The sequence below is a fragment of the Enterococcus sp. DIV0170 genome (genome assembly GCF_051710765.1).
Lineage (GTDB): Bacteria > Bacillota > Bacilli > Lactobacillales > Enterococcaceae > Enterococcus_A > Enterococcus_A raffinosus.
Genome location: NZ_JBIOLG010000001.1, coordinates 14,232 through 38,166, shown reverse-complemented (window position 1 = coordinate 38,166; position 23,935 = coordinate 14,232). Strand labels below are relative to the sequence as shown.

Here is a 23,935-nt window from a genome sequence, read left to right as displayed (position 1 = left end):
AAGTTGCACTGAAATAACAGTGCAACTTCCTTCGTTTTATTAAAATTCTCCTGGATTTGATTCGATCATTACTTTGATCTCGTTGCCCTCCATCACTTTATCAAAGGCTTCACGCCAATCTGTCAACGGATATTTTTTCGTGATCATTTCTTCGATATTAATCGCACCCTTCGCCAATAGATGAATCGCGATTGGCCAATCATATGGGTTTTGCGAACGACTGCCAATGTATTCTATCTCTCGTTGGATAATGGATTCCGTATCCAAATCCACCATTTTGTTCGCGAATAGACCAACTTGAATGAATTGCCCTTGTTTGCGGATCAATGGCAGACTGGCATTCACCGCAGGTACTGCGCCAGAGGCGTCATAAACCTTATCCACTCCATAGCCATCCGTCACTTCATTAACGATCTTAGCCAGATCTTCCTTCATCGTATCCACGATGACATCCGCCCCAAGCTTTTTCGCTAATTCTAAACGGTGCGCGTCTTTCGTGATACCCGTCATAATAACGAATGCCCCAATTTCTTTGGCAATCTGTAACAAGAACAAGCCAATAGGACCAGGTCCCATGATAATGATCGTATCTTTCAGTTCTAAATGACTCTTTTGATACATCGCATGTACGCAGCATGCCAATGGTTCACTCATCGCCGCACCTTCATAACTCAAATGATCCGGCAATAAATGAATACTTTCCTCACGTGCCAATACATAATGGGCCATTGAACCATTTTGCTGCGTGCCGATTCCTTTACGATGCGGACATAAGTTGTATTGCTTTTCCTTACAGTAGTCGCATTCACCGCAGACATAAAAGGTCGTCTCACTAGTCACGCGATCGCCTACTTTGATCTTAGTAACTTTTTCTCCTACTTCAACCACTTGACCAGAAAATTCGTGTCCCAGTACGACAGGCGTGGTAGGATTCTTATATTCGCCTTTAAAGGTATGAATGTCTGACCCACAGATACCCGTGTAAGCTACTTTAATCAATACCTTATCCTCTGTTGCTTCAGGTACTGCTAAGTCAATAAATTCCATTTGGTCATAGCCAGGTGCCTGTTTGGAAACACCCTTCATTGTTTTACTCATTGATATAAGCCTCCTACATTACTTGTGCAACTAATTCTGAGAGTTTCAAGAAGATCCATTTTAAGAAGTTCCCACCAGTATCTAAGTTCGTGATTTCTGCTGCCCCGTCTGGGAATTTCACGATGCCTTGCGCCATTTCGGTAATAACTGGTGCGAAGTTTGTCGCCATCAATAACGCTACTGCCATGACCACCGTCAATGAAATCACGGAGTGTAAAATATTTCCCTTGCGACTAGGAACAACCAAGGCTGCAAAGAAAGGAATGGTTGCCAAATCTCCAAAAGGTAACACACGGTTTCCTGGTAAGATTACTGCTAAGAACAAGGTGATCGGCACCATCAAAAGACCGGTGGACAATGCCGCTGGTGAACCTGTTGCTAATGCAGCATCCATTCCTAAATAAATTTCGCGATCTCCATAACGGCTTTGCAGTAATTTTTGCGCACCTTCTTGAATCGGGATCAATCCCTCCATCAAGATTTTTACCATACGTGGCATCAAGAACATGACACCGCCCATATTCATTCCGATTTGCAGGATGCCGATAAAGTCATAGCCTCCCAGCAAGCCTAGGAACATCCCGATAATGATCCCCATGATCATCGGTTCACCGAAAATCCCAAAACGTTTTTGAATTGTTTCAGGTTTCACATCTAATTTATTGATACCGGGAATCTTATCCACCAGCCAACCGACCGGTAAAGCTAAAACTGCATAACCTTGCGCCGAACCTGTGGTGATGCTGATTCCTTCTAAGCCATAATATTCTTGAACTTTAGGTGCTGTCTTATCTGCAATGATTTGAATAATAATTGTAAACAAAATCCCGCACAGGATGCCAAAGAAAAAACTTTTTGTTACAATATAACCAGTTGCTGCCACAGAACTAACATGCCAGTAGTTCCAGATGTCAATATTCAGTGTTTTCGTTCGATTTAATGCCAACATAATTAAATTTACGATCAAGATCACTGGAATCATCACAGCCGCGATTGGTTGCGCCCATGTCCCGGCTGAGACTGCTGGCCAGCCAGCATCAATGATCGTCAAGTTCAGACCGAACCGCTCGACCATCGCTTGTGCTGCTGGGCCTACATTTGTGGTCAATACCGTGATAACCAAGTTGATCCCGATCATTCCGATACCAACTGTAATTCCGGAAATAATTGCTTTTTTCACTGGAACCCTAAAAATAATTCCGACAATGAAAATGATAATAGGGAGCATGACACTCGGTCCAGCACCTAAAATACTCTGTACCACATCCATTAAGCTATCCATTTCATTCATTCCTCCTAATTTGTTTAAATGTATTTATTTTTAAACTAAAAATAAATCAGCGTCTTACCACATACGTCCTTTCCGCAAATTGCAAAATTCTATTGATCCGCAAAACGCGGAACGAACATACATGTAGTTAAAAAATTATTGAATACCCTTTGCTGCTTCGATGATTTGATTCTCAACTTTTTCGGTTCCGATACCCGTCAAAAAGGCCATTGCTGAGATCGCAGGAATTTTGTATTGAGTCGGCAACATGGTCGTTGAAATCAACATGTCTGCTTCATCTTGCTTTCCAGCTGCTTCTGCGATCTTGATCTGTGTGATTTCCACCGGCATATCATTTCTGGCAAATAAATCCTCTACCTTTTTCATAACGACTGTTGATGTTGCGATCCCTGCTCCACAAGCTACTAATACTCGAATTGTTTTCATAATGTTTCTCTCCTTTTTTTCTACAATTGATTTTTTTTAATCGTGCTAATTAACTCATTTTCTGTGGTGGCTAATAAAAGTTCTGATAAAACCGTTTCATTTTGCAATAATCCCATCAACGATTGCAGCATTTCCAGCTGGGCATGAGGTTGATTCAATCCTAGAACAAAGACAATTTGAGCCTTTACTTGGGTACTGTTGTCTTCCATACTGTAAAAAACAACCGGCTCTTGAAGCGTAATCACCGCTACGAATTCTTCCAATACACACTCAGCGTCTGTATGGGGAATCGCTGCCCCGAAGTTCATCAATTGAATGCCTGTGGGAAATGTCTCTTCTCGTTTTCTGATCCGTTCTAGGAAATCATCCCTTATCCAGCCTAGATCCAAAGCCTTCTGAGCTACCTGCTCAAATAATTCTGCCTGGTTAGAAAAATTTTCTTGCGCAAAAACTAGTGGTTCCTTTACGTAAGAACTTAGTGTCGTTTCTGTCATTATTTTGCCCTCCAATACTCATCGTTGAAACGAATCAACGCCTCCCGAATCTCTTCCTTCGTAGTTGCTTTTTCTAATTGTGTTAACTCGTTCGCTCCAGCTAAACTCATCATTTCAAAAATCAAATCTAAATGTTCTTCTTTATCATTAGATCCCAATAAGATGACCGTATGGATTTTTCTACCATCCTCTGTCGGAATTCCTTTTCTCACGAGTCCTAGACTAATACCTACGCCGATTGCTCCAGCCTCACTCACAGTATGGGGCAACGCAATTTTATGGCGTAAGACGGTGTATGCTGGCAATGTCGGCATTTCTTTTTTCAATGCGTTGATGTACTCTGTCGTGATCACCTGCTGCCGTTCTAAAGGACGAGCTAATGCTTCTAAAACCTCCGACCAGCTGATCTCTTCTTCAAAGATCTGGATCGTTTCCCCTTTTAAAAGATCAATCAAATGCGGTCGTTTCTTTGCTAAAATTTTCGATTCCTTAGGAGCAAACAAACTGAGTAATTCTTCATAAAGACTTGCTTCATCTATGATTTCCGCATGTTTTTTTACCACTGCTAAAATTTTCTCTGGAGTAACAATTTCTGTCTGGATGATTGCCGTAGATCGCAGAACTCTTTCCCTTAGTTGGCGTTTTTCCTGCTCTGAGAGAAAGTTATTGACTACAAATACCTTCTTTTCCGTTTTTAACGGTACCGCCGAGAAAATAAAATCGACATCGTAGTCCTTTCGATAGAATTCCCGCGCAGACATTGACATAATAAAGTCAATTTCAGGCAACAGGTTCTTCAATGTGTTCTCCAATAAAACAGCGATTGAGATACCATTGGGACAGACAATGATTGCCCGTTTACGATTTTCTGGATGGACAATTTCTGTGCTTTCAACAATATGACTTCCGATAAACAGTGAAATGAAAAATAATTCTGCATCTGGTACTGATTGTCCAAAATAGGTTTCCAACGGTCCACTCGCTTCTTTGACTAAATAAAAGAGTGAAAATAAATTGGCATCTTTGTTTTCTTGATAAAAACGAGTCTGCAGATTCAAGTGATATTTGATTCGATAGTAGGCTGGCCTCATATGGACTAGCAAACGTTCTAAAAGCTTTTCCTTCTCTTCTAAATTGACACTGGCAATTCGTTCAAAATTAGCAATCACTTTTTCCAGAGCTTCCTTCATCTTGTTGATCTCTTTTACTGATAAAATGTCGCCCCGAGAAAGATTAGTAGTCAACAGCAGCATCGTTACATAAACTCGTTCATTCTCACTTAAACCATCAACATCCCAAATGACCCGATCTGCTGCTAAATATTCCTTTGTATCTGCCAGTTCTCGATAATTCACTTTAAAGCTATAGGAGATCAGTTTCCCTTTTTGCGCCCGTCGGATCATTAGAATAATCAATAGCGGCAAGGTTTTTAGTCGTTCATCCGTGAATTGTACCTCTAGCTCTTCCTCCACCAACTCTACTCGTTTGCGGAAAATGTCGATCTGTTGCGGATCAATATTAGCAAATTGGATGATGAAGTTGATTCCGTTGTACATCACTGCTAAATTATTCAACAAGTCGGATAAAACATTCCGCTTATTCCATTCATCTCCTTGAATGAAGTAACCTTTTTGCCTGGTATACTTCAACGTTAATTGATGTTGCTGCAATTCTTGGTCGACCGCCTTCAAATCTCGCAGCACGGTATTCCGACTGACCTTCAATTCATCAATAAAATGATTTAGTGATAAATAATCCTCTTTACTCAATAGCATCAATTCAATTATGGCTGCTCGCTCTTTGCCGGAGAATACATAACTTTCCACTGTTTCCCCTAGCTGCTCATCACCACCCTTATAATTTGAAAGAATCTCATTTGCGATGAGAAAATGACCATTTTTGGTTCGTTTGATTTCGCTCAGCTTTTCTTCTAATAAGGAATCATTGATTTTTTTCAACGCATAATTCAATTGCCCTCGCGTCAAATCAAACTTCTCACATAACGCCTTACTAGTAATTTGTGGGTTGTTAACTAATTCAACAAAAATCTGATTTGTCCGTTCTTCTAAATTCATTGTCATCCCTCTTTACCTCTTCAATTTATATGAAAAACGCTTACATTTCTACCTTCTTTGTTCCCAATTAATTCGGTGTTCTTTATGCAACTTGGTGCTTACAAATACTTTCTTTCACAAAAAAAATTGATCAAAAACTAAAAACCCTTAAATAACGATGAAAAATCACGTTAACGTTTCTGTTTTTGATCACACATTATGCAACTTGGTACTCTCGTTCTCTACTCATTTTAGCAAGAGTCTCATTATTTGTCTGTTTTTTATGTAAGCTAGACTTTACTGTTTTTTCGTCAAAAAATTAGGTTGCTTGCTAAAATAAACGTTCTGAGTGAATTTGTACTTTATTTACCTTCAAAAAAAACTGAAGTAACTCTTTTAAGTCACTTCAGTATTTTTTATAAAGATTGGTATAAATTTTAAAATGGATATCGTCCTTTTCCTGATTTGGTGGTTACCCATTGAACTCTAGTAAACTCTTCTAATACCCATTCGCCATTAAAACGGCCGATACCAGAATTTTTTTCTCCGCCAAAGGGGGCGTTTGGCTGGTCATCGACAGTCAATCCATTAATATGGCACATCCCAGATTCGATTTTATTGGCTATGATTCTGCCCTGATTTAAGTCTTTGGTAAATAAAGCACTGGACAACCCGTATTCCGTATCATTTGCTGCTTCTATGGCTGCTTGTGTATCCTTTACTTTCAGAATTGGAAGTACTGGACCAAAAATTTCTTCATGGAAAATCTCTAAGGTCGGATCTTCGGAAACGAGCACAAATGGTTCAATGACCTGCCCTTCAATCGTCCCTTCTACCAAAAATTCGGCTCCAGATTCTTGCGCCTGCTGAATCATTTTTTCGATTTGATCTGTTTGTTTTTGGTTGATGATCGGACCAATAACTGTCTGTTCATCGGCAGGATCTCCAGAAACTAATTTTTTCACTCGTTCAACCACTTTATCAACAAATTCATCAAACACGGATTCAACAACGATCGCACGATTTGCAGCCATACAGATTTGACCAGAATGCATGAACTTGCTGACAATCAACGCATGAGCCGCTTCTTCAATATCCGCATCAGCCAATACGATAAAAGGAGAGTTCCCTCCTAATTCCAAAGCTACCTGCTTAATCTTTTCCCCACTCATTGCTTGGCTAGCGATATTCTTGCCAACAGGCGTTGACCCGGTAAAGGAAATGAAACTTGGGATCGCATGCCCAACAAAATAGTCCCCAATCTCACTACCACTGCCAACCGTGACATTGACTAAGCCTTTAGGAACACCAGCCTCTTCGAAAATTTTTGCTGGCAAAAGACCGCCAGTTACTGGACTATCGCTGGCTGGTTTAATCACAACCCCATTCCCAGCAGCAAGTGCTGGCGCCAACGACCGCATCGTCAAATGAAATGGAAAATTCCAAGGACTAATGATTCCAATTACTCCTAAAGGTCGATGCATCACAAAACTTTCTTCTCCAGCGGTATTCGTAGGTAAGATTTTTCCTTCTACTCTCATTGGGAAACTAGCTGCCTCTTCCGTAATCCCTTTTGCCAAATTAACTTCGAGCCCTGCTTTAATTTTTGTTGCGCCGCCTTCTTTAATTAGCCAGTCGATAATCTCCTCTTGCTTTTCTGCCATCAGCTCAGCTGCCTTTTTTATAACGGTACTACGCTCTTGAGGCGATTGCTGCATCCATTCTTTCTGTGCTTTTTGAGCGGCTCGATAGGCTTCATCTACATCCTCTGTATTCGCACCTTGTATGCTCAGGATCGTCTCTTGCGTGTAGGGATTTTTGTCCTCATTTACGTGTTCTAAGTCATTACCCACCTTCCATTCTCCGCCAATAAATTGATTTTCGAATTGTTTTTCCATTCTCATCCACCTCTCTTGTATCTTCCCATCATAGAATACGCTTTCAATAAAATGCAAAATTACGGCTCAGAGAAAAATGGAAAATGCATTAGAAAAGCCCTATTCAGGTACAAGAAACAACACAGAAAGTAGCATAATCACTAATTTTAACAAACAAAAACGGAGTAGATTTCTCTACTCCGAAAAAAGTCCGACTATTGGGGGCACTTCATTTCTCTAGGATTTACTCAACAGCTATTCTTATGTCATACGGGTCAATTTTGAACAGCTGAACCAAAATATTGTTTACCTGTTCAAATAATTCCTGATTGTCATCATACTGTTGCTTTGCTTGAATTCGCTGATTGCCTGCTTGATAAATTATTTGGTCCCCAAGATATTTCGGTTGGATCACATCATTATCCTTTTTCAAAACAATCTCTTCTTCTCCGATCCCTACTGGAATGGCAGTCTCCCGCCAACCATTTTTTTGTGCGATCGTCTGGACAAGTGATGGAACATCAAACTGATCCAGCACAGAGGATCGTTGATCTTCAAAATGAATAGTGAAGTTCTCCGTATTTTGCAGACCGCAGGCATTACACCCACCCTCAATCAAAAAAGCTTTACTGGTAATCGCTGCTTTAGGCACGCTGATCCCTCACTTCTTGATAAATTTGAGTCAGTGCATTCGGATCCAAATCAGCAAATGTCGAAACCACGACATCCGCAAAGGCCAAGTCTTGCTTAGGAAAAGCTGGATTAGCAAAACCCACACAAACCATTCCCGCATTATGAACCGCTCCGGCACCATTTTTCGTGTCTTCAATACCTAAACAATTTTCAGGCTTTATACCTATTCGCTCTGCCGCGGCTAGATAAACATCTGGGGCTGGTTTTGAATGGGTTACCTCTTCTGTACTGACGACTTCTGAAAAATACTCAGACAAGCCTATTTCCGTCAAATTTGCCTTGATCTCTGCTAACGAGGAGGATGACGCTACGGCTAATGTTAAGCCGCCATCATACAACCGCTTCACGAACTCCTGTACGTGAGGTATTACCTTTATTCCATCGCGTTTAATCATTGCTTGGCGCAAATCAGTCATACGCTGAACATATGCTGCTACAGATAAAGGCAGTGAAAATTCTTGCTTCATTTGTTCCCACATATACTCACTAGTCGTTCCCATGAACTGAAAATGATAGCTTTCTTCTACTTCATGCCCGGCCTCTTTTAAGATCTGTGATTTACTTTGAAAATACGTATATTCTGAATCTACTAATACACCATCCATATCGAAAATAATCGCTTCTAGCATAGATACCCTCCTTGACCTTTCCTTCATTCATTGAAAAATAAGAGGCACCGCACCTCAAATTGACAATAGACATTCTCAAAATAGTTTACCATAGGATTTTCGATAAATGGAACTGGATTCTTTTACTTAAAGAGACAAAAACAAGTTTATCCACCCTTAAAAATATATTTTCAATGAAACTTTCTATTATAATACAGTTCACCTTCTTTTTTCAAACCGCGAAATTTCCATTTGCCCCTCAACATAGCTTGTTTACATTCTACAAAGCCTAATTCTTCGTTTCAAACCTTCGAATTTGAGGGGTAAAGTGCGATTTTGCGGTTCGCTTTTATTTTTAAAATGCTTTATCTTATAGTCATCGGCCGAGTAATTTTTGAAGAAAACATATGAGAAAGGAAACTCACTTCTCTCTTTCTCAACTAAAAATAAGGAGGACATCCCATGAATGAACAAGTTCTTTCGTACCGCCAATTGTTCAACTTAAAATCAACAACCTTAGAAAAACGCATCAAAGACTACTACTACAGTACACAAAACAGCAGTTTAACCATCAAATACATTCTCACTTTAAAAGTACGGCACCAGCTAGGTGCGGAGGAGTTTGCCTTCATTCTGAAGGATCTTGTCCGTGAGATTTTTATGAACACCAAAGCCACTCGCACCATGAAGCGCTTCTTTTATTATTTTCAGGATTACTTCATGACACCTGAATGGCAAGCATTAAAACTGAGAACATTCCCTATCCGTAACTTTGGTGAAAAAGCCGTGTCCCTTGTCCGTTCCTTGATTTCTAAAATCCGTCCAGATGAAACTACAGAACCTTGATAGAAGATACTCTACGCAAAAAAATTTGAGAAAGGAAATGGAATGATGAGACAGGATTTAGTGGCAACATTTACCAACGGTCTGGGTGCAACACACGACTGGAAATACAGCAATCTAAAGAGTGATCTGCCAATCCCCGTCATCAAAGAAGCTTGCGAACTCTTAACCACGTTGGATATTTTTGAAGAAAATGGCGTAAAACTATTTGATAAAGTTGTCACCGCAAAGATCATCACCACCACAGAAACCGAGATTTTCGATAAAGAAAAGGAGTCCAAAGAAGAAATCCCTTGCGATAAAGAAAAAATGGTTCCTTTTCCAAAGATTGAGAAAGAAACCAAAATTCCAGCTGTTAAAACCGAAAACAGCTATAACTATTTATTCGATGCATCCCGAACTGCCCTTGCTGAAAAGCTCGAAGGACCAGCAGAAACGAAAAACGTCTCGCCTTCATTAATCATACCTGCACCACAAATCGGAAAAAAGACGATTCCGTCAGTAGAAACGAATTCTGTAAGTGAAACTTCACCCACTTTAGCCACGCCTGCGGTAGTTCCAAAACAACACGCTACGCAAAAAGGCTTCTTTGCTTGGCTTCGTCGAAGGAAGAATCGCAACAAGGACGATCCAGACATCCGTTCACGAGATGGTGATTTACACACTTAAATTCTGCCCTTCTCAAATAAATTATGTGTAAGTCTCTTGCTTGCGTCGTCAGCCTCCACTCCGGAGAGGAGGTGATGCACCTTGAGCGAGCTGATTCGATAGGTCCTCGCTCCGCTCTTTGTGGGGTGATCATCGCACTGATCAATCATCGGTCGAGCGTAATCTATGACAATAAAAAAACACCTGCGACTTTATCAATAATCGCAGGTACAGGGATATATATATCTTTATAAAGATAGCCTCTTTTTGAGAAATATGTTTTCTTACAATGTCTTTTCGATCGATTTTTCTGGAATGAACCACATTAATAAAATCAGGACATTGACAATCAATACTGCAATTGGAGCAATCAATTTCCCTAGGATCAGTGCCACAATTGCTAAACCTATAGATAAATACAATTTCGGATAATGTTTAAATAGTTGTCCAATCTTAGAATCTTTTCCATTTGCTCTTACAAGTGCTCGCACTAACAAGTAATAGGCAAAATCAGTACCTAACGTGACAAAACCATACAACGCCTGTGGTGCCCATGAAAAAGGATAATCCCCGACCCAAGCAGTCACATAGGGAAATAAGGTCATCATCAAAATCAAAAAGTTATTTGCCCAAAGAACCCAGCCATCTACTTTATGCACTAATTGAAAAAGGTGATGATGGTTGTTCCAATAAATCGCTAAACTAACAAAACTGATCAGATACACAATAAATTTATGCTCCATATGTAGAAAGGCAGACCAAGTCGGTCCATTTGGTTCATGTAATTCTAAAACCAGCAAAGTCATAATAATAGCAATGACCGCATCTGTAAAAGCTTCAATTCGAGATTTTGGCATTTTTCTTAACTCCATTCAATACTTACTAAAAATTAGTTTCTTCGACTCCTATTTAACCAAAAAAGAGCCTCGTTTGCCAATAAATACGTCTTAAGTTGGACGTAAGTGAGAAAATAGTTTGCTAAACTGTATTTAAGTTAAAACAAATGGAAAGAAGGAATTTAAAATGATGAAAGAATACCCTATGGTTGTACGAATTTTAGCTGTTGTCGGCTTTTTCTTAGTTGCTAGTTTGATTTTAAGTATCGTTGGTCCAATCCTTTCTGGATTAATTGGCTTATTCTTTAGAATCGCCATTCCTTTAGCGATTGCTTACTTCTTAGTCAACTGGTTGACAAAACGTCGTGGACGGACATATTAAAAAAACAGAAATCGTCGAAAGCTAAGCTTTCGACGATTTTTTTGGTATTACCCCAACGCTACATCTAAAATCATCATAATAATAAATCCAGACATCGCACCAAACACACCATAATGATGCTTGCTATCCGTTGTTGCTTGTGCTTCTGGGATCAACTCTTCTACTACGACATAGATCATGGCCCCAGCAGCAAAAGATAGTGCATAGGGCAATAGTGGTTCAACACTTGTCACTAGTAATGCACCAATTACAGCGGCGATCGGTTCGACCAAACCCGAAGCTTGGCCGTAAAGAAATGATTTGGTCCGACTTAACCCTTCCTGACGTAAAGGAATTGACACCGCCGCTCCTTCTGGAAAGTTTTGTATCCCAATACCTAATGATACTGATATTGCTGCCAAGACTGCCGCAGTTGGATTGGCGGCTTCATTAGCAGCACCAAATGCAACTCCAACAGCTAATCCTTCTGGGATATTGTGCAAAGTAATCGAAAATACTAATAAAATTGTTCGCTTTAAATGACTAGGAAAGCCCTCTTTTTCTTTGTTTGGTCCAAAATGCATATGCGGGATTGTTTTGTCCGCAAGATAGAGAAACAATCCGCCCAAACCAAAACCAAGACTAACCACTAGCCAGGGAATCGAGCCATTTTCCTTGGCAGCTTCTATGGCCGGATCTAATAAAGACCAAAAACTCGCCGCAATCATCACGCCTGAGGCAAAGCCCAGCATCAGATTCAATACATTTCGATTGATATTTTTAAAGAAAAAAACCAATGCGGCACCTAGAGCAGTCATTCCCCAAGTAAATAGCGTCCCAACTAACGCTTGCTGCCATACTGCTAAGCTTAATATCCACTCAACCATGTGAACCTCCTACTTTCAACAATTATTCTTTCTTCTTTTAGTAGCACCCATTTCAAGAATCTGTCCTCAAGAGATGAAAAAAATTTATCTGCCTAAAATGAATGGGTATCCTGAAAACGTTTGTTCAAAATTACTTTATCATGTTTTAGGCGAGCCTGTAAACTTCTTTTGAGACACTTTCTTTGCTGGTTTTTTTAAGACGCGTTATACTTTTTGGGTAGGAAACTTACAAAAAGAAAGTGAGTGAAAAAAATGTCAAAAATTAACGCAGGAGTTGCAATGGTCAACGTGTTAGAAGCTTGGGGAATCGATCATATCTATGGTATTCCCGGTGGATCATTCAACTCAACAATGGATGCCTTGTATCATGAACGCGAATCCGTTAAATATATTCAAGTACGTCACGAAGAAGCGGGCGCTCTCGCTGCCGCAGCTGATGCAAAACTAACTGGTAAAGTCGGTGCTGTCTTTGGTTCTGCTGGTCCTGGTGCCAGTCATTTGATCAACGGTCTTTATGACGCGCAAATGGATCATGTTCCTGTTTTGGCTTTATTGGGACAAGTCGCCTCTACTGCTATGAACTATAATGCTTTCCAAGAATTAAATGAAAATCCGATGTTTGCAGATGTTAGTGTCTACAATCGGACGGTGATGACAGCGGAAAGTTTGCCTCATGTGATTGATGAAGCGATTAAAGCGGCTTACCAACAAAAAGGCGTAGCAGTTGTTACTATCCCTGTTGACCTTGGTTTTGCAGAAATTGAAGAAACAGAAATCGCAACAGCCAAAAATCATAAAACAGGTGTGCTACTTCCCGACGAAGCAGATCTCAAAGCAGCCTTACCATTGATTGAAGCAGCGAAACAACCTGTTCTTTATATTGGACAAGGCGTGCGCGGTGGCTTTGATGCAATCAAAGCATTTGCTGAACATTTTTCAATGCCTGTTGCAGCAGCTGTTTTAGCAAAAGGAATTGTCCCTGATCTTTATGAAAACTTCTTAGGCTTTGCGGCGCGTGTTGCAACAAAACCTGCAAATGAGGCTTTAGCTGACGCCGATTTAATCGTATTTGTCGGCAGCGATTTTCCATTTGGCCGTTACTTCTTTAACCCAGATGCGAAATTTATCCAAGTCGACATTGATGCGGCGAAATTTGGTCGTCGTCACCAAGTCGATCAATCGGTTTTAGGTGACGGTGCGACTGCTTTACGTCGTTGGGTCGAACTAGGAAACGCACGTCCAGCGGATGCATGGCTTAAAGCCAATCAAGAAAACATTCGCAACTGGCATGCTTGGCGTAAGAGCTTCTATAATGATGAATCAATGCCCCTACGTGCAGAACCTGTCTTTAAGGAAGTAAATCGAATTGCCGAAGAAGATGCCGTCTATGTTGCCGATGTCGGAAATGTTACGTTGAACGCTATCCGTCACTTAGAAATGAATGGCGAACAGCAATTTACAACTTCCGGTTGGTTCGCAACAATGGGAAATGGTGTTCCAGGCGGAATTGCCGCACAATTAACTTATCCAGAGAAGCAAGTCTTTACCTTCAGCGGTGATGGTGGCTTTGCGATGCAGATGCAGGATATCATTACTCAGGTAAAATACAACTTACCAATTATCAACGTGGTCTTCTCAAATAATGCTTTTGGTTTTATTGAAGCTGAACAAGAAGATACTGAACAACAAAAATTTGGTGTTTTCTTAGAAGGAGCTGACTTTGGTAAAGTTGGGGAAGCACTTGGCGCTGATGGGTTTACCATCACTGAATATAGCCAATTAGAACCCGCCTTCACCGCGGCCAAAGCAAGCAAGCGTCCCGTTGTTATTGATGTTAAAATCAAGGATGAACGTCCTTTACCAGTGGAAGCATTAGAGCTTGAACCAGAAAAATTCTCTGCCGAACAAATCAATGCCTTCAAAGAAAAATATCAAGTACACGATATGCCAACATTGCGTGAAATCCTAAAATAGACCAAATGAATATTGTTTGTGTGATCCTTTTTGGAAAAGCAGACTAGTAATAGACAAAAAAGGTTGTGCCTAAATTTTTGGCACAACCTTTTTTACATTCTGCGAATCGTTTGTTTTGCTTCTTTTTCTAATTGCTTGGTCAGTTCATCTGCTGGCAATTCTCGATTGACCAACGCCTGCAGGACCATTGGTAAATTCACTCCCGTCACTAGAGACTGACGTGAATCACTCATCACACAGAAGCTGGCATAGCGAAAGGGTGTACCGCCAAACATATCCACCAGCCAAACAAGTTCATCCACTTTCGTTAATAATTCTTTAGCATAGTCCTCAATATTTTCTTGCAGCCCTGTAGCCCCTGGTTCGATATTTAAAGTCTCCACACAGCTTTGCTCACCTAGAATGGACTCCGCTGTCTTTAACAGACTGTCCGCTAAATGGTCGTGGGTCGCGATAATGATCCCGATCATACTGACACATCCCTTCATTGCCAAGTCTATCCTATTTTAATTCCCAAGTAAATTCTTAACGGTTGACTTGAAACTTCAGATGTTCCCCGATATAATGCAAAGAGGCCTTGCGCCAATACTGATAAAGCGAGGAAAATCATTGATTACAGTAAGTGACGTTAGTTTACAGTTTCCTGATCGTAAACTATTTGATGACGTAAATATTAAATTCACTCCCGGCAATTGTTACGGGTTGATTGGTGCCAATGGTGCCGGAAAATCAACCTTTCTTAAGATTTTAGCAGGCGATATTCAGCCTTCTACTGGCTCTGTTACCCTAGGACCAAATGAACGGATGGCTGTTTTAAAACAGAACCATTTTGATTTCGAAGAATATAATGTTCTAGAAACAGTCATTATGGGACACGAACGCTTATACCAAGTCATGCAAGAAAAAGACGCCATTTATATGAAGGAAGATTTTTCTGACGAAGATGGTATTCGCGCAGCAGAACTAGAAGGTGAATTTGCAGAACTTGATGGTTGGGAAGCTGAACCAGAAGCCGCTGTTTTATTACAGGGATTAAACATTCCTGAAGAATTGCATCAGCAAAAAATGAGTGAATTAACTGCTGGGCAAAAGATCAAAGTTCTTTTGGCACAATCTCTTTTTGGAAAGCCTGACGTTCTATTACTAGATGAACCAACGAACGGACTAGATATCCAATCCATCAACTGGTTAGAAGAATTCTTGATTAACTTTGAAAATACCGTAATCGTCGTCTCCCATGACCGCCACTTCTTAAACAAAGTGTGTACTCACATGGCCGATTTAGACTTCGGTAAAATCAAATTATATGTCGGAAACTACGATTTCTGGTTAGAATCAAGCCAGTTAGCAGCAAAATTACAATCTCAACAAAATGCGAAAAAAGAAGAACAAATCAAAGAATTACAAGAATTTATCGCTCGCTTCAGCGCTAACGCGTCAAAATCTAAGCAAGCAACTTCTCGTAAAAAGATGTTGGATAAAATCACATTAGACGATATCCAGCCTTCTTCACGTCGGTATCCTTTCGTACAATTCAAACCTGAACGAGAAATCGGGAATGATTTACTACAGGTAGACAATGTCAGTGTAACGATTGATGGCAAGAAAATTTTAGACAATATCTCCTTTACCTTGAATCGTGATGATAAGGTTGCCTTCATCGCTGAAAATGACTTAATCACAACGACCTTGTTCAAAGTCATCATGGGAGATCTTGAACCTGATACGGGAACGATTCGTTGGGGTGTAACAACTAGCCAGGCTTACTTGCCAAAAGATACGACAAAAGAATTCGACAGTGACATGCCGATTCTTGATTGGCTACGCCAATACGCCAGCAAAGAAGAGGACGATAATACCTTCTTACGCAGTTTCTTAGGGCGCATGCTTTTCTCAGGTGACGAAGTAATGAAGCCTGTCAATGTCTTGTCCGGTGGTGAAAAAGTTCGCTGCATGTTATCGAAGCTAATGCTGTCAAAATCAAACGTCTTAGTCATGGATGATCCAACCAATCACCTAGACTTAGAATCGATTTCAGCATTGAACGATGGTCTGATCGCTTACAAAGGATCGCTACTATTTGCTTCTCACGACCATCAGTTTATCCAAACGATTGCCAACCGTATCATCGCTATCTCTGAAAATGGCGTTGTGGATCGTGCGGAAACAACCTATGATGAATTCCTGGAAAACCCAGAAGTTCAAAAGCAATTAAGTAAATTGTATTAAAAAAAGCCTTCGCGATTTTTTCTCGCGAAGGTTTTTTCTATTAAATAAATTGTACAAGTTCCATCAAGATAGGAACGACAATCACAAATAATACGGTACTTGTTGTAACCAAGTTGGTTGCGTATTTGACATCCCCATGAGCTTCATTTGCTAAGATTGGCAAAACAGCTAACATTGGTGTCGCAGATTGTACAATCAATGTTTGTTTCAATAAAGGTGCTAAGCTTGCGCCAAAAGCATTTGATCCCAGAGCAATCAAAGCAACTAAAACTGCTGGTGCCAAGACGAAACGTCCTAATAACGCTACGATCGTATCGCGATCAAAACGAATACTCTTCAAGCCAGCGTCATACAAAACAATCCCAATATAAAGCAAGGACAATGGCGTTACAATACTACCTACATAGCCAAGTGTCGCATTGATAAAGCTTGGTACTGGAATGCCTACCAACAAGAAGATGATGGCGACAATAAATCCAAGTAACGGTGGTGGCAACAATTTCTTCCAGTTTAATTTCGCTTTATTTTCGCCTTTTACTTTCGTTGGGTCATCATTAGAGATTAAGAATACCCCAAACGCCCAAGTAGAAACGGTGTTTGTCACATAATAAACCAAGAAGTAAGGCAATGATTTTTCACCGAACAAAGCAATATTTAAAGGTAACCCAATGAAGATCGTATTCGCATTGACGACCGCATTCATGAATATCCCACGACGTCCCGGACGAATCTTTAAAATTTTCACTAACGCATAAGCTAAGATATAAGAGATAATGACTGCCCCAACTGGGTAGATTAAACTACCCGATAGTTGGAACAAGCTCTCTTTTGTTAAATTTTTTAATACGGATACAAAGATGGAGGCTGGTAAAGCCACACGTGTGATTAATGATGAAATACTTTTTCCAAAGCTATCATCAAACCAACCCTGACCTTTCAAGATATATCCTAAAGCAATCATAATAATGATGCTTAAAACACTTTGGATTGATTGAAAGAAAATCATCTTTTCTTCCCCCTTTTTCATAAGTAAAGACTATTTTTTTAACTGTATAAATACTTTAATCAACATCAAGCGGTTGGTATTCTGGATACCATTTCATCTCTTCAACAGCCTGTTTGATGTCTTTGATTTCTTCTTTGTTTAAGTTTTGATCAACTACGCTTTTCACAACTACTTCAGCGATTGTTTGAGAGAATTCAGTTAATTTTGATACAGGTGGTAACACAGCAGCTCCTGGTTTGCTTGTATCAACGATTCCTCCTAGTGCATGACTCGCTTGGGAGAGCATTTCACCATTCACACGTTTCGCAGTTGAAGCAATAATTCCAAGTCCTAAACCAGGGTACATCAGTGCATTGTTGGCTTGACCGATTTGATAAGTGACACCATTATATTTGACGTCATCTGCTGGAATCCCTGTTCCGATCAGAGCTTTACCATCTGTCCATTTGATTAGGTCTTCCGCCGTTGCTTCGGCTAATTTCGTTGGATTAGATAATGGGAAAATAATCGGACGCTCTGTATGAGCAGCTAAATCTCGGACAATTTCTTCGGTAAAGGCACCTGGTTGAGTGGAAGTACCGATAATAATTGTTGGATGGATCGCTTTAACAGCCGCCGTTAAGTTCGTCAATTCATCCGCATTTGAAAATTCACTGCGTTGACGGACAAAGTCTTTTTGACCTGGAGTTAAATCTTCCGTATCTTCAAATAAAACACCTTGTTTATCAACCATATAGAAGTGTTTCCGAGCTTCTTCTTCAGACAAGCCTTGGCGTTTCATTTCATCTAGCAATTGGTTCGCAATTCCAACACCAGCAGTTCCAGCACCAAAAGTCATTACGGTTTGTTTGGTTAAATCTTCTTGGGAGATGTTCAACGCACCTAGAACACCTGCTAACACAACAATCCCAGTTCCTTGGATGTCATCATTGAAGGTCGTGATTTTGTCTTGGTATTTTTCCAAGATGTTCGCTGCATTTGAACGACCGAAGTCTTCCCAGTGAAGTAATACCTCAGGGAATAGTTCTTCTACAGCTTCGACAAATTGATCGATCACTTCGTAATATTTATCCCCATAAACACGTTCATGTTTGTTCCCTAAGTACAATGGATCATTTAGTAATTCTTGGTTATTCGTTCCAGCATCAATGGATACAGGCAAGACTTGTGCTGGATTGATTCCTGCGGCTGCAGTGTAAACCATCAATTTGCCAATCGCGATGTCTACTCCGTTAACACCCCAGTCACCGATACCTAAGATTCCTTCAGCATCTGTAACAACGATTAAGCGAATATCACGGCCAGCAGCTGCATTCTTCAAGCTTTCTTTGATGCTTTCTGGATCATCAATTGAGATGAATGCGGCATTTTGTGGTTCAACAAAGAGTTCATTGTATTGTTCAATTGAATCCGCCACAGTTGGATCATAAACAATTGGCATAAATTCCACGACGTGTTGTCCCATTAATTTATAAAATAGTGTACGGTTCGTATTAAAGATTTCCATCAAAAAGAGACGTTTTTCTAAGTTCGTTGTTTTGCTTTGGTATTGACCATAAGCTTGATCCGCTTGTTCTTCCAAGGTTTGCACTTTGGATGGCAACATGCCTGTTAAACCATATTGTTTTCTTTCTTCTTTTGTAAATGCGGTTCCTTTATTTAAAAATGGGTTATTTAAAATTTCGATTCCTTTCATACTTTTCTCCTCCTTATTGATTACAGTTAGCACATTACACGCATTCGCCAACTATAGTCAAAACAAAAGCTTAGGATAAATTTTATTTATATGATAATCTAATTTCACAAGAGGAGATTGTTATGAACTTTAAAGACTTAGAATATTTCCAACGTTTAGTACGAGAAAAGAGCTTTACAAAGGTCGCCAACGACTTCCATGTGAGCCAACCAACCATTACCTATGCAGTAAAAAGATTAGAGGATGAACTAGGAACAGAACTGGTTTATCGAGATCAATCTCACAAGCAATTGATCATCACTCAAGCCGGGATCGTCCTTTCTCGTCATATTTCAAACATTTTAAAAGAGGTTACTATCGCAGTAACTGAAATTGACCGCTTAAAAGAGGAAACTTTAGACTTCGGGCTGCCGCCTATTATCGGAAATTTTTACTTTCCTAAGCTTTCTTCTTATCTTTTTAAGAATAATTTGATGCGTCATATTCACTTAGTGGATGGCGGTTCAAGAGATCTTTACAGCCTATTACGTCGTGGCAAAATCGATCTTGCCCTGCTGGGGTCAACACAACCTATTCGAGATGATGAGTTAACTAGTGAAATATTGATCGAAAAAAGATTCATGATTGTCGTTAGTCCCCATCATCCATTAGCCAAACGCAAAGAGATCGCTTTTTCTGAATTAAAAGAGGAACCCTTTGTATTATTAAATGAACACTATGTTCATCCAACCGCCTTTAAAAAAATGGCGCAGCAGGCTCATTTTGACCCACAAATTATTTATCAAAATAGTAACTTGAATATTTTAAAAGGGATGATTCGTGAACAAATCGGCATCGGATTTTTAGCTGAACTAGCCATCTTGCCTGAAGATAATTTAGTCATGATTCCAATCACTGATCAGCCTCAGCCTACGTTTATAATCTCACTTGTCCAGCGGGATCAAGTGTTGGATTCAACCATTCGTGGGCAATTGATTGAATTGATTCGCGGGTTTAGTCAACAAAATGAACAATAAAAAAGTGAGGAAATCAAAAAGATCTCCTCACTTTTTTATTAATTTCGTTTGTCTCCACGAGTAAAGACCGCGATACAGCCCAAACCAGTATGACTGGCGATCGTCGTTCCTAGTGGAAAGATTCGGACCTCTTTTGGCTGAATACTTTCTTCTAAATGACGCTTCACTTCTTCTGCACCTTCCTGATCGGCACTCGTTGTGATAAAAATTGTTTGATTTGCTGGATCTGTTGTTGCTTCACTGATTTTATCAGCTACTAGCTGCAACGCTTTTTTACGTCCACGAACTTTTTCAACATTTTGCAACTTGCCATCAACATCCACTGTGATAATTGGTTTGATGTTCATTAAACCGCCAATCGCTGCACTTGTTTTAGAAATACGTCCGCCACGTTGCAGGTGATTCAAATCATCGACGGTCACCCAATGATGATACGTCAGTTTATTTTCTTCTAGCCAATGATATAGTTCTTCTAATGGCATCCCAGCCTGCTGCTTTTTAGCCGCTTCATAGACCATCAATCCTTCGCCACCGCTAGCAGCTAAGGAATCTACTACATAGACCTCTGCTTCTGGTAAGTCTTCCTTCAACAGTTCCACTGCCTGAATAGCGCTTTGATAAGAGCCGCTCATTCCAGAAGAAAAACAGATATACAAAATTGGAATATTTTTTTCAGCATAACTGCGGAAAAATTCCACATAACGGCCAACGTTAACCTGCGATGTCGTTGGCATCGCACCTTCTTTGATTTGTTGATAAAAATCATCAATTTTAAAACTGCGCCCTAAATCATCGGCGAATTCTGTCCCATCTATCGTGACGTACATCGAAATAAAATCAACGTTGTTTTCATCTAGTAATTCATAAGGCACATCGCAACATGAATCTGTCAGAATCTGATACATTTTAAAATCCTCCAAACACCCGCTTATTAGTAAATCTATTCTACTAGATAATTGGTTGCTTGTCTCATAATATGTTAGATTTGAGCCCAAACACTCTCCATAATATTGGTTTGTGTACGATCTGGTCCAACGGAGAAGGTCGAGATACGCACACCCACAAGTTCAGAAACGCGACGTACATAATTACGCGCATTTTCCGGTAGATCAGCTAAATCACGGCAGCCTGTAATATCTTCGCTCCAACCAGGTAGTTCTTCATAAACGGGCTTACAACGATTTAATTCTTTTAGGCTTGCTGGATAATGGTAAATTAGTTCTCCGTCCAGCTCATACGCTGTACAAATTTTCACTGTATCCAGACCGCTCAAGACATCAATCGAGTTTAAAGAAAGATTCGTAATCCCAGAAACACGTTTTGAATGACGCATCACAACCGAGTCAAACCAGCCCACACGACGTGGACGACCAGTAGTCGTTCCATATTCACGACCGACTTCACGAATCTGATCTCCAACTTCATCAAACAATTCAGTTGGGAAAGGTCCATCACCTACGCGTGAAGTATAGGCTTTACAAACACCGACAACTTTGTCGATTTTAGCAGGTCCTACACCACTACCGATAGTTACCCCACCGGCAACTGGGTTCGAAGAAGTAACAAATGGATAGGTTCCTTGATCGATATCCAGCATAACGCCTTGGGCACCCTCAAATAACACCCGTTTACCTTGATCAAGCGCATCGTTCAGGATAACCGATGTATCTGTTACGTATTGTTTAATTTGTTGACCATACTCATAGTATTCCTCAAAAATATCATCAAAACTCATCGCTTCGTCATCAAACATCTTAACAAATTGACGGTTCTTTTCTTCCAGATTGATTTTTAAGCGGTCTTCAAAAATTTCTTTGTCTAAAAGGTCCGCTACCCGGATCCCCACACGAGCTGCCTTGTCCATGTAAGCCGGTCCAATCCCTTTGATTGTTGTACCGATTTTATTTTCACCTTTAGCGTCTTCTTGTAATTGATCCAATTTGATATGGTAAGGCAAGATAACATGGGCACGATCAGAAATTCGTAAATTGTCTGTTGTTATTCCACGTTCATGTAAATAAGCTAATTCCGTTACTAATGACTTCGGATTGACTACCACACCATTTCCGATGACACTGGTTTTTTCTTTATAAAAAATACCAGAAGGAATCAAGTGCAATTTATATGTTTCATTGTCAAATTTGATTGTATGACCTGCATTGTCTCCACCTTGGTAACGAGCAATGACTTCTGCATTCTCACTCAAAAAATCCGTGATCTTTCCTTTACCTTCATCGCCCCACTGCGTCCCTACAACTACTACAGATGACATCTGAACACCTCGTTTAATTTTATTTAATCCTGCATCATTGTATCAAGAATAGCACAATACTTCAATGAAAATTCGAATATTAAAATATGAAGATTTCAAAATCCAAGCAAATCACGAACATTATTTTTGAAATCCTAAAAAAAGACAAAAAAAGACGCAAGTTTAAGACCTGCGTCAAAATTCTTCTCTTGGTGATAAAGATGAAAATTTATTGTACTGCTTGATGAAGAGCAATTCAACCGTTCCTCGAGCACCACTCCGGTTTTTCTCGATGATAACTTCAATGACATTTCGGTTTGCCGCTGACTCTTCATCCTCTTCTCCTTCACGTTCATAATAATCATCACGGTATAAAAAGGCTACGATGTCAGCATCCTGCTCGATTGATCCAGATTCACGAATATCACTCAGTACTGGTCGTTTGTCCTGACGTTGTTCAACGCCACGAGAAAGCTGTGATAAAGCAATGATCGGTACTTTTAATTCTTTTGCCAGCTTCTTCAATTGCCGCGAAATCTCTGATACTTCTTGTTGTCGATTCTCTCGTCCAGTTCCTTCGATCAATTGCAAATAGTCAATCAGAATCAGACCAAGATTGCCTTTTTCTTTTGCCAGCTTGTGACATTTCGCTCGGATCTCAGAAACCTTAATTCCTGGTGTGTCATCAATAAAAATATTGGCTCGAGAAAGACTTCCCATTGCAACGATCAGGTTCTGCCATTCTTCTTCAGATAGCTGTCCCGTTCTTAAATGACTGGCTTCAATCGACCCTTCTGCACAAAGCATCCGATTAACCAGTGACTCCGCACCCATTTCCAAACTAAAAATAGCAACGGATTTATCTGTCTTTGTTCCAACATTCTGAGCAATATTCAAAGCGAAGGCCGTCTTACCCACTGCGGGACGAGCTGCTAAGATAATCAATTCCTCGGCTTGTAATCCGGCAGTCATTTTATCTAAAGCTGCATATCCTGTTGGCAATCCTGTGATTTCTTCGTCGTTTCTAGCTAATTGATCGATATTTTCAATGGCGGTATTCAGGACCTCGCTGATGGTCAAAAAACCGCTCTTATTGCGACGTTCGGACACTTCCATGATATTCCGTTCGGCAGCGTCTAAAATCGTCTGTACGTCGTCTCCTTGCTCAAAACCTTGGGTTACAATATTTGTAGCCGTTTGGATAAGATTTCGCAGCAAAGATTTCTCTTCTACAATTTTTGCATAATACCCTACGTTAGCCGCCGTCGGAACGCTCAAAGCAAGTTCGGATAGGTAGCTTAAACCACCAGCGTCTTCCAGCTGATTTTGCTGTTCCAGTAATTCCTTCACCGTCACTACATCAATCGCTTCATTACGATCATTCAGCTGAATCATTCCACGAAAAATCAGTTGATGCCCGCGACGATAAAAATCTTCTGGAACTATGTACTCCATGGCCGTGATCAAAGCATCAGTCTCCAAAAAAATAGAGCCTAAAGTTGCTTGTTCGGCTTCAATGCTCTGGGGTGGCACACGATCTTGTAACATTTCGCTCATGTCTTTTTACGCTCCTCTTCGTCCATCTATTTTACAAAATCTGCCCGTTAAATACAACAAAGAGTATAAGCAATTCTCTTAATTTCAAGA

23 protein-coding genes are annotated in these 23,935 nt (G+C 40.2%); 7 read left to right on the top strand and 16 right to left on the bottom strand.

Annotated elements, in window-relative coordinates; translation table 11 throughout:
- Positions 1–39: 39 nt before the first annotated feature.
- From IGI50_RS00175 to IGI50_RS00140, 8 genes are all read right to left on the bottom strand, one after another.
- Positions 40–1,098, bottom strand: coding sequence for a zinc-binding dehydrogenase (locus tag IGI50_RS00175; protein WP_438775681.1), 1,059 nt, complete (start codon positions 1,096–1,098; stop codon positions 40–42).
- Between the two features lie 13 nt (positions 1,099–1,111).
- Positions 1,112–2,380: a PTS galactitol transporter subunit IIC gene (locus IGI50_RS00170; protein WP_438775679.1), complete on the bottom strand. Its 1,269-nt coding sequence runs from the start codon at positions 2,378–2,380 to the stop codon at positions 1,112–1,114.
- A 144-nt stretch (positions 2,381–2,524) separates the two neighbouring features.
- The gene (locus IGI50_RS00165; RefSeq protein ID WP_010747390.1) at positions 2,525–2,815 is read right to left on the bottom strand and encodes a PTS sugar transporter subunit IIB; all 291 of its coding nucleotides are present in this window, start codon (positions 2,813–2,815) and stop codon (positions 2,525–2,527) included.
- A gap of 20 nt (positions 2,816–2,835) precedes the next feature.
- Complete coding sequence (locus tag IGI50_RS00160; protein WP_438775678.1) at positions 2,836–3,309, bottom strand: PTS sugar transporter subunit IIA; 474 nt, start codon at positions 3,307–3,309, stop codon at positions 2,836–2,838.
- Positions 3,309–5,384, bottom strand: coding sequence for a BglG family transcription antiterminator (locus IGI50_RS00155; protein ID WP_438775677.1), 2,076 nt, complete (start codon positions 5,382–5,384; stop codon positions 3,309–3,311). Before IGI50_RS00155 ends, IGI50_RS00160 begins: the two co-directional genes overlap by 1 nt.
- 416 nt (positions 5,385–5,800) lie before the next feature.
- Complete coding sequence (locus IGI50_RS00150; protein ID WP_010747393.1) at positions 5,801–7,261, bottom strand: aldehyde dehydrogenase family protein; 1,461 nt, start codon at positions 7,259–7,261, stop codon at positions 5,801–5,803.
- 223 nt (positions 7,262–7,484) lie between these two features.
- Positions 7,485–7,892, bottom strand: coding sequence for a DUF4809 family protein (locus IGI50_RS00145; RefSeq protein ID WP_438775675.1), 408 nt, complete (start codon positions 7,890–7,892; stop codon positions 7,485–7,487).
- Positions 7,885–8,562, bottom strand: coding sequence for an HAD family hydrolase (locus tag IGI50_RS00140; RefSeq protein ID WP_438775674.1), 678 nt, complete (start codon positions 8,560–8,562; stop codon positions 7,885–7,887). The genes IGI50_RS00145 and IGI50_RS00140 overlap by 8 nt, the downstream gene beginning before the upstream one ends.
- A gap of 441 nt (positions 8,563–9,003) precedes the next feature.
- On the opposite strand from IGI50_RS00140, the gene IGI50_RS00135 reads away from it, so the two are divergent.
- The 3 genes from IGI50_RS00135 to IGI50_RS00125 all read left to right on the top strand — a co-directional run bounded on the left by IGI50_RS00135 (position 9,004) and on the right by IGI50_RS00125 (position 10,286).
- The gene (locus IGI50_RS00135; RefSeq protein ID WP_438775673.1) at positions 9,004–9,387 is read left to right on the top strand and encodes a hypothetical protein; all 384 of its coding nucleotides are present in this window, start codon (positions 9,004–9,006) and stop codon (positions 9,385–9,387) included.
- A gap of 45 nt (positions 9,388–9,432) precedes the next feature.
- Positions 9,433–10,053, top strand: coding sequence for a DUF2922 family protein (locus IGI50_RS00130; RefSeq protein WP_438777554.1), 621 nt, complete (start codon positions 9,433–9,435; stop codon positions 10,051–10,053).
- A 74-nt stretch (positions 10,054–10,127) separates the two neighbouring features.
- Complete coding sequence (locus IGI50_RS00125) at positions 10,128–10,286, top strand: hypothetical protein (protein WP_438775671.1); 159 nt, start codon at positions 10,128–10,130, stop codon at positions 10,284–10,286.
- A 30-nt stretch (positions 10,287–10,316) separates the two neighbouring features.
- On the opposite strand, the gene IGI50_RS00120 is transcribed toward IGI50_RS00125, so the two are convergent.
- Complete coding sequence (locus IGI50_RS00120; protein WP_218256272.1) at positions 10,317–10,889, bottom strand: TMEM175 family protein; 573 nt, start codon at positions 10,887–10,889, stop codon at positions 10,317–10,319.
- Between the two features lie 166 nt (positions 10,890–11,055).
- Between IGI50_RS00120 and IGI50_RS00115 the strand changes: the two genes are divergently transcribed.
- Positions 11,056–11,250, top strand: a complete 195-nt coding sequence (locus tag IGI50_RS00115) for a hypothetical protein (protein WP_010747399.1) — start codon at positions 11,056–11,058, stop codon at positions 11,248–11,250.
- Positions 11,251–11,297: 47 nt separating this feature from the next.
- Here the strand turns inward: IGI50_RS00115 and IGI50_RS00110 are convergent, their stop codons facing one another.
- Positions 11,298–12,116 (bottom strand): ZIP family metal transporter, encoded by an 819-nt coding sequence (locus tag IGI50_RS00110; protein WP_438775670.1) that lies wholly within the window; start codon positions 12,114–12,116, stop codon positions 11,298–11,300.
- A 252-nt stretch (positions 12,117–12,368) separates the two neighbouring features.
- Between IGI50_RS00110 and spxB the strand changes: the two genes are divergently transcribed.
- On the top strand, positions 12,369–14,090 hold the full coding sequence (gene spxB, locus IGI50_RS00105) for a pyruvate oxidase (protein ID WP_438775669.1): 1,722 nt from the start codon (positions 12,369–12,371) through the stop codon (positions 14,088–14,090).
- Positions 14,091–14,182: 92 nt separating this feature from the next.
- Here spxB and IGI50_RS00100 read toward each other — a convergent pair whose 3' ends face one another.
- A complete protein-coding gene (locus IGI50_RS00100) occupies positions 14,183–14,560 on the bottom strand; it encodes a PTS sugar transporter subunit IIA (RefSeq protein ID WP_245001262.1) in 378 nt (125 codons plus the stop codon).
- Between the two features lie 139 nt (positions 14,561–14,699).
- Here IGI50_RS00100 and IGI50_RS00095 point away from each other — a divergent pair, with 139 nt between their 5' ends.
- A complete protein-coding gene (locus IGI50_RS00095) occupies positions 14,700–16,319 on the top strand; it encodes an ABC-F family ATP-binding cassette domain-containing protein (protein ID WP_438775667.1) in 1,620 nt (539 codons plus the stop codon).
- 40 nt (positions 16,320–16,359) lie between these two features.
- Here IGI50_RS00095 and IGI50_RS00090 read toward each other — a convergent pair whose 3' ends face one another.
- Positions 16,360–17,325, bottom strand: a complete 966-nt coding sequence (locus tag IGI50_RS00090) for an AEC family transporter (RefSeq protein ID WP_010747404.1) — start codon at positions 17,323–17,325, stop codon at positions 16,360–16,362.
- A gap of 55 nt (positions 17,326–17,380) precedes the next feature.
- The gene (locus IGI50_RS00085; protein WP_438775666.1) at positions 17,381–19,021 is read right to left on the bottom strand and encodes a malolactic enzyme; all 1,641 of its coding nucleotides are present in this window, start codon (positions 19,019–19,021) and stop codon (positions 17,381–17,383) included.
- A 122-nt stretch (positions 19,022–19,143) separates the two neighbouring features.
- Here IGI50_RS00085 and IGI50_RS00080 point away from each other — a divergent pair, with 122 nt between their 5' ends.
- Positions 19,144–20,037: a LysR family transcriptional regulator gene (locus tag IGI50_RS00080; protein WP_438775665.1), complete on the top strand. Its 894-nt coding sequence runs from the start codon at positions 19,144–19,146 to the stop codon at positions 20,035–20,037.
- Between the two features lie 38 nt (positions 20,038–20,075).
- On the opposite strand, the gene IGI50_RS00075 is transcribed toward IGI50_RS00080, so the two are convergent.
- The 3 genes from IGI50_RS00075 to dnaB form a co-directional block, all read right to left on the bottom strand.
- Positions 20,076–20,942, bottom strand: coding sequence for a DegV family protein (locus IGI50_RS00075; protein ID WP_218256264.1), 867 nt, complete (start codon positions 20,940–20,942; stop codon positions 20,076–20,078).
- Between the two features lie 74 nt (positions 20,943–21,016).
- Entirely contained in the window at positions 21,017–22,309 is a 1,293-nt protein-coding gene (locus tag IGI50_RS00070) for an adenylosuccinate synthase (RefSeq protein ID WP_218256263.1), read from the bottom strand.
- 174 nt (positions 22,310–22,483) lie between these two features.
- Complete coding sequence (dnaB, locus tag IGI50_RS00065; RefSeq protein WP_218256262.1) at positions 22,484–23,845, bottom strand: replicative DNA helicase; 1,362 nt, start codon at positions 23,843–23,845, stop codon at positions 22,484–22,486.
- Between the last annotated feature and the right edge of the window lie 90 nt (positions 23,846–23,935).

Excerpts from the sequence above, each read along its gene's own strand:
- IGI50_RS00125 (WP_438775671.1), top strand. The coding sequence starts at position 10,128 with ATGCACCTTGAGCGAGCTGATTCGATAGGTCCTCGCTCCGCTCTTTGT.
- IGI50_RS00160 (WP_438775678.1), bottom strand. The coding sequence starts at position 3,309 with ATGACAGAAACGACACTAAGTTCTTACGTAAAGGAACCACTAGTTTTT.
- IGI50_RS00080 (WP_438775665.1), top strand. The coding sequence starts at position 19,144 with ATGAACTTTAAAGACTTAGAATATTTCCAACGTTTAGTACGAGAAAAG.
- IGI50_RS00115 (WP_010747399.1), top strand. The coding sequence starts at position 11,056 with ATGATGAAAGAATACCCTATGGTTGTACGAATTTTAGCTGTTGTCGGC.
- IGI50_RS00085 (WP_438775666.1), bottom strand. The coding sequence starts at position 19,021 with ATGAAAGGAATCGAAATTTTAAATAACCCATTTTTAAATAAAGGAACC.
- IGI50_RS00175 (WP_438775681.1), bottom strand. The coding sequence starts at position 1,098 with ATGAGTAAAACAATGAAGGGTGTTTCCAAACAGGCACCTGGCTATGAC.
- IGI50_RS00170 (WP_438775679.1), bottom strand. The coding sequence starts at position 2,380 with ATGGATAGCTTAATGGATGTGGTACAGAGTATTTTAGGTGCTGGACCG.
- IGI50_RS00155 (WP_438775677.1), bottom strand. The coding sequence starts at position 5,384 with ATGAATTTAGAAGAACGGACAAATCAGATTTTTGTTGAATTAGTTAAC.
- IGI50_RS00100 (WP_245001262.1), bottom strand. The coding sequence starts at position 14,560 with ATGATCGGGATCATTATCGCGACCCACGACCATTTAGCGGACAGTCTG.
- IGI50_RS00130 (WP_438777554.1), top strand. The coding sequence starts at position 9,433 with ATGAGACAGGATTTAGTGGCAACATTTACCAACGGTCTGGGTGCAACA.
- IGI50_RS00070 (WP_218256263.1), bottom strand. The coding sequence starts at position 22,309 with ATGTCATCTGTAGTAGTTGTAGGGACGCAGTGGGGCGATGAAGGTAAA.
- IGI50_RS00140 (WP_438775674.1), bottom strand. The coding sequence starts at position 8,562 with ATGCTAGAAGCGATTATTTTCGATATGGATGGTGTATTAGTAGATTCA.
- IGI50_RS00120 (WP_218256272.1), bottom strand. The coding sequence starts at position 10,889 with ATGCCAAAATCTCGAATTGAAGCTTTTACAGATGCGGTCATTGCTATT.
- IGI50_RS00150 (WP_010747393.1), bottom strand. The coding sequence starts at position 7,261 with ATGGAAAAACAATTCGAAAATCAATTTATTGGCGGAGAATGGAAGGTG.
- IGI50_RS00090 (WP_010747404.1), bottom strand. The coding sequence starts at position 17,325 with ATGATTTTCTTTCAATCAATCCAAAGTGTTTTAAGCATCATTATTATG.
- IGI50_RS00110 (WP_438775670.1), bottom strand. The coding sequence starts at position 12,116 with ATGGTTGAGTGGATATTAAGCTTAGCAGTATGGCAGCAAGCGTTAGTT.
- dnaB (WP_218256262.1), bottom strand. The coding sequence starts at position 23,845 with ATGAGCGAAATGTTACAAGATCGTGTGCCACCCCAGAGCATTGAAGCC.
- IGI50_RS00135 (WP_438775673.1), top strand. The coding sequence starts at position 9,004 with ATGAATGAACAAGTTCTTTCGTACCGCCAATTGTTCAACTTAAAATCA.
- spxB (WP_438775669.1), top strand. The coding sequence starts at position 12,369 with ATGTCAAAAATTAACGCAGGAGTTGCAATGGTCAACGTGTTAGAAGCT.
- IGI50_RS00075 (WP_218256264.1), bottom strand. The coding sequence starts at position 20,942 with ATGTATCAGATTCTGACAGATTCATGTTGCGATGTGCCTTATGAATTA.
- IGI50_RS00165 (WP_010747390.1), bottom strand. The coding sequence starts at position 2,815 with ATGAAAACAATTCGAGTATTAGTAGCTTGTGGAGCAGGGATCGCAACA.